This is a genomic window from Exiguobacterium sp. 8H (genome assembly GCF_902506255.1).
Lineage (GTDB): Bacteria > Bacillota > Bacilli > Exiguobacteriales > Exiguobacteriaceae > Exiguobacterium > Exiguobacterium profundum.
Genome location: NZ_LR733446.1, coordinates 1 through 3,151, shown reverse-complemented (window position 1 = coordinate 3,151; position 3,151 = coordinate 1). Strand labels below are relative to the sequence as shown.

The window sequence follows — 3,151 nt, the reverse complement described above, 5'->3', positions numbered from 1 at the left end:
CCACTTTTATCATTGTTTGGCAGTCCTTGTATTTGCGCAACTACTTCGCTATTCCGTATCACATCAAACCATTCTCCATGTTGTCTCATAAGACGATTAAAAAATGCTTGCGCACTCACAAAATTCCTCCCTTGATTTTTTTCACATCATTTTTTTGATGTATATACCAAAAAAAATTAATTAAAAAGATAAATATCTTCAATTTGGCTTGCTATGCTCGCCCTTTTGTCCCCTTTCTTCGAAAAGTCAATTTGTTCATGGTGCATGATGTTAATGAGCAGTCGATTAAGGAACTTAATCCCTCTTGGGTCACCTTCTTCTAGACCACCATGTACATTCTTCGATCTTTTTTTATACATTTTCCTAAAATCCTCAAAAATATCCCATTTGGTTTTCCCTTCAAATGAAGGGTCTCCTTGTAAGATGTTGGCTGCGTACAGTGCCATCCTATAGCTCAATTCCCCCTGGTTTCCATTTAGCAGTGACTCAATCCCGATAACAGCGTCAAGGAATCCGTCCTTTGAGTATCGATCCATGAGCGATCGCGTTCTTCGAAGAAAAGCATTTTCCAGTTGTTTAACAGGCTCTGACTTATCCTTTTTCATATCAGCGAATACATTCAAATAGGTGTGTTCCAATCCCTTTAGTGATTCACTCGTGATTTCTAGCATGTCTTCTGGCTCTACCCAGTGTTTTCTTACATTACAGAGTTCAATGATAAACGATTGGTCTAAAGTCATCGGTTGCCACCTTGTTACCGGAGTAGCACCCATATTGAAAGGGAATCCCTCCACCACATAATATGCGTCCTTCACGACAAGAAGATTGTGCTCCAATTCTAGGGACATCAAATTGACAAATGAATTCAGTTGTTTGAAATGTTCAGCATAAACCTCAATTATTCTATTTTCAATCTCGAGTACATTCATTCCATTTATATTGATTTCAGCTATAATCTCAAATGTCATGTTTGAATTTAGAAGCTCCGAATCGTTATAGTACATATCTCGTCCATACCCATCATCAAAATAGTTCGACACTCTTCCCTCATGCTCGATAGGGTCTAAATTCCTGAACTTCAACTGTGGATTCAATTGAATCCCCTTTTCACTATATGCATCTCCTTGCCAGACGCAGCCCTCCAAGGGGATCAATATATTCACAGTTATCTTTTTAGCCAACAAAAATTTGATGTGTTTTCTGTATATTTTAGAGAGTATCTCATCATTGTTCCTTTTAAATATAAAACTTTCCCACCCGCCTACTGACTCCATATATTCTTGAAGAATCGAGAAATAAAAAGAAAACAAACAAAAATCAATTGCCTCTGTATCATCTTCTAGCATAGTGAAACGATGACCACCATATTGATCTACAAATTTTTTCGCCGCCTCATTTTTTCCAGTCATAGCGTTATATAGTTCGAATGGTTCAATCACATCGGACATTTTCTGCAACCTATCCAGCAGACGAGTTTTCTCGGGCAACCCTTCCGTTTCCTGTGGTTGCGGAAGCCATGAAAGTTTTAATTGTTCTTTCAAAGTGCTCAACAATTCAATCAATGTTGAATAGATGTGGTCGTCTGGCTGAATTGTGGGTTTGTATTTCACGACTGAATTTCCACCTTTCTGACTTTGCTGTAAACTCCGTAACAACATCTAGATTATTTCGTTCGATGTGTTCATCACTATCATACCAATAAGCGTAACAACATTCCCAAATCACTCTGTTCCGACGAACGCGATCGCGTCGAACGCTACCTGGACGACCCCGTCCCGCTCGTTGGCCAACTCGACGACACGGTCCATGTAATCGACCCGATGCACGAACCCATGGAACTGGCGCATCTCCCCGTCCGTCACATACCGCACCGTCACCCGGTCACCGGAGAAGATTGCGTCGTTCAGCACACGCTCGTACGCGTCCAACAGTTGGTCGTCGATATCCGGCATCTCGATCTTCTGCACTTCCCGATAATATTTGATGAGGAGTGCCTTGTGTTCCGGCATCAGGAACGGGACCCATTTCTTCTCGCCCCGGTCGACATATCTCGTCATGGTCCATCTCCACCTTTCCCAAGCAATTATAAGAACGTTTGTTCTTATTTTATACCCTCATTTTCGCGTTGTACACAAAAAAAGGGGCGCCGGTCGGCACCCCCTCGTCCTCGTCAAGGTATCGTTTGTTCTGTTCGGACGTTGACCCTGCTTCTGTCGATGTTCCCGAGCGCCATCACCACATAGCCGGCCCGTTGGGCGAACGTCGACGTATACGTCACGCGTCGGCACAATGCCCGGCCGGTGTACGCTTGTTCGGTCGGGTCGTACTCACGCAAGGTCAGGACATCGCCGGACTTGTATCCGCGATCGTCCTGACGAATCTCGAACGTTTTCAGGCCGGCCTCGACCGCGTCAAAATATTCCGGCCAAATCTTCAGCTCATGTACCATACATTCCCCTCCCCTTTTTTTCACATCTCCGCCAATTGGTCTACTGGCACAATCATACCGTGCTCATCGTAATCAGCAACCTTAAAGAATACAGTTCCCGATTCTAGAACCTTGTCGAAGTCGCGATCCAATTTGACAGTTTCCGTGTCATGCACGTCCCTCGTTTGCTTGTCTGTCACCTTGCAATACAGATACATCCCGTCCCACCCTAACTCTTGAATCAGCCACGTCGGAACGATCATCATCTCGTAGCGCTCGTCTTTGATCGGTTCACCAATCTTGTCTGGATGTGGCGTCAGGTACCACTGATGCTCACAAAAATCATATGCGTTTTCCGATTCTGGATATGGCGTTGAATGAAAGATCATGTCCACGTATGGCGAATCAGGATGATGGTTCCGAATCGCAAACTTCAACATCCACATCCTAAATTTCTTGCTATCAGTTAATTTCATGTCTTCGCCCTGCTCGTCAATACACACAATAGACACTCTCCTTTTTTGTACGCGAAAGGGGCCGACATGTGCCGGCCCGCTCGTCAGATGTTCGGTTTCGTTCCGGACCGCATGCTTTGATCCTGGCTTTCTTCTGTCTCCGGCACAACGCTGGATCGCGCCTGTTCCCGGAGCACCTCGAGGAACTGCCCGTCGAGGCTGAACTGTTCCATGTCCCGCCGTCGGGCCGGTTCTCTGTACGTGGATG

Annotated in this window: 4 protein-coding genes; all 4 read right to left on the bottom strand. The window is 45.0% G+C overall.

Annotation, left to right across the window (positions count from 1 at the left end):
- Positions 1 to 176: 176 nt before the first annotated feature.
- The 4 genes from GVY43_RS15460 to GVY43_RS15445 all read right to left on the bottom strand — a co-directional run bounded on the left by GVY43_RS15460 (position 177) and on the right by GVY43_RS15445 (position 2,904).
- Positions 177 to 1,610: a HEPN domain-containing protein gene (locus tag GVY43_RS15460; protein WP_159563752.1), complete on the bottom strand. Its 1,434-nt coding sequence runs from the start codon at positions 1,608 to 1,610 to the stop codon at positions 177 to 179.
- Positions 1,611 to 1,721: 111 nt separating this feature from the next.
- A complete protein-coding gene (locus tag GVY43_RS15455; protein ID WP_159563751.1) occupies positions 1,722 to 2,057 on the bottom strand; it encodes a YolD-like family protein in 336 nt (111 codons plus the stop codon).
- Between the two features lie 113 nt (positions 2,058 to 2,170).
- Complete coding sequence (locus tag GVY43_RS15450; RefSeq protein WP_236549002.1) at positions 2,171 to 2,473, bottom strand: ASCH/PUA domain-containing protein; 303 nt, start codon at positions 2,471 to 2,473, stop codon at positions 2,171 to 2,173.
- Positions 2,470 to 2,904 carry a hypothetical protein gene (locus GVY43_RS15445; protein ID WP_159563750.1) on the bottom strand — a complete coding sequence of 145 codons (435 nt, stop codon included), beginning with the start codon at positions 2,902 to 2,904 and terminating at the stop codon, positions 2,470 to 2,472. Before GVY43_RS15445 ends, GVY43_RS15450 begins: the two co-directional genes overlap by 4 nt.
- Between the last annotated feature and the right edge of the window lie 247 nt (positions 2,905 to 3,151).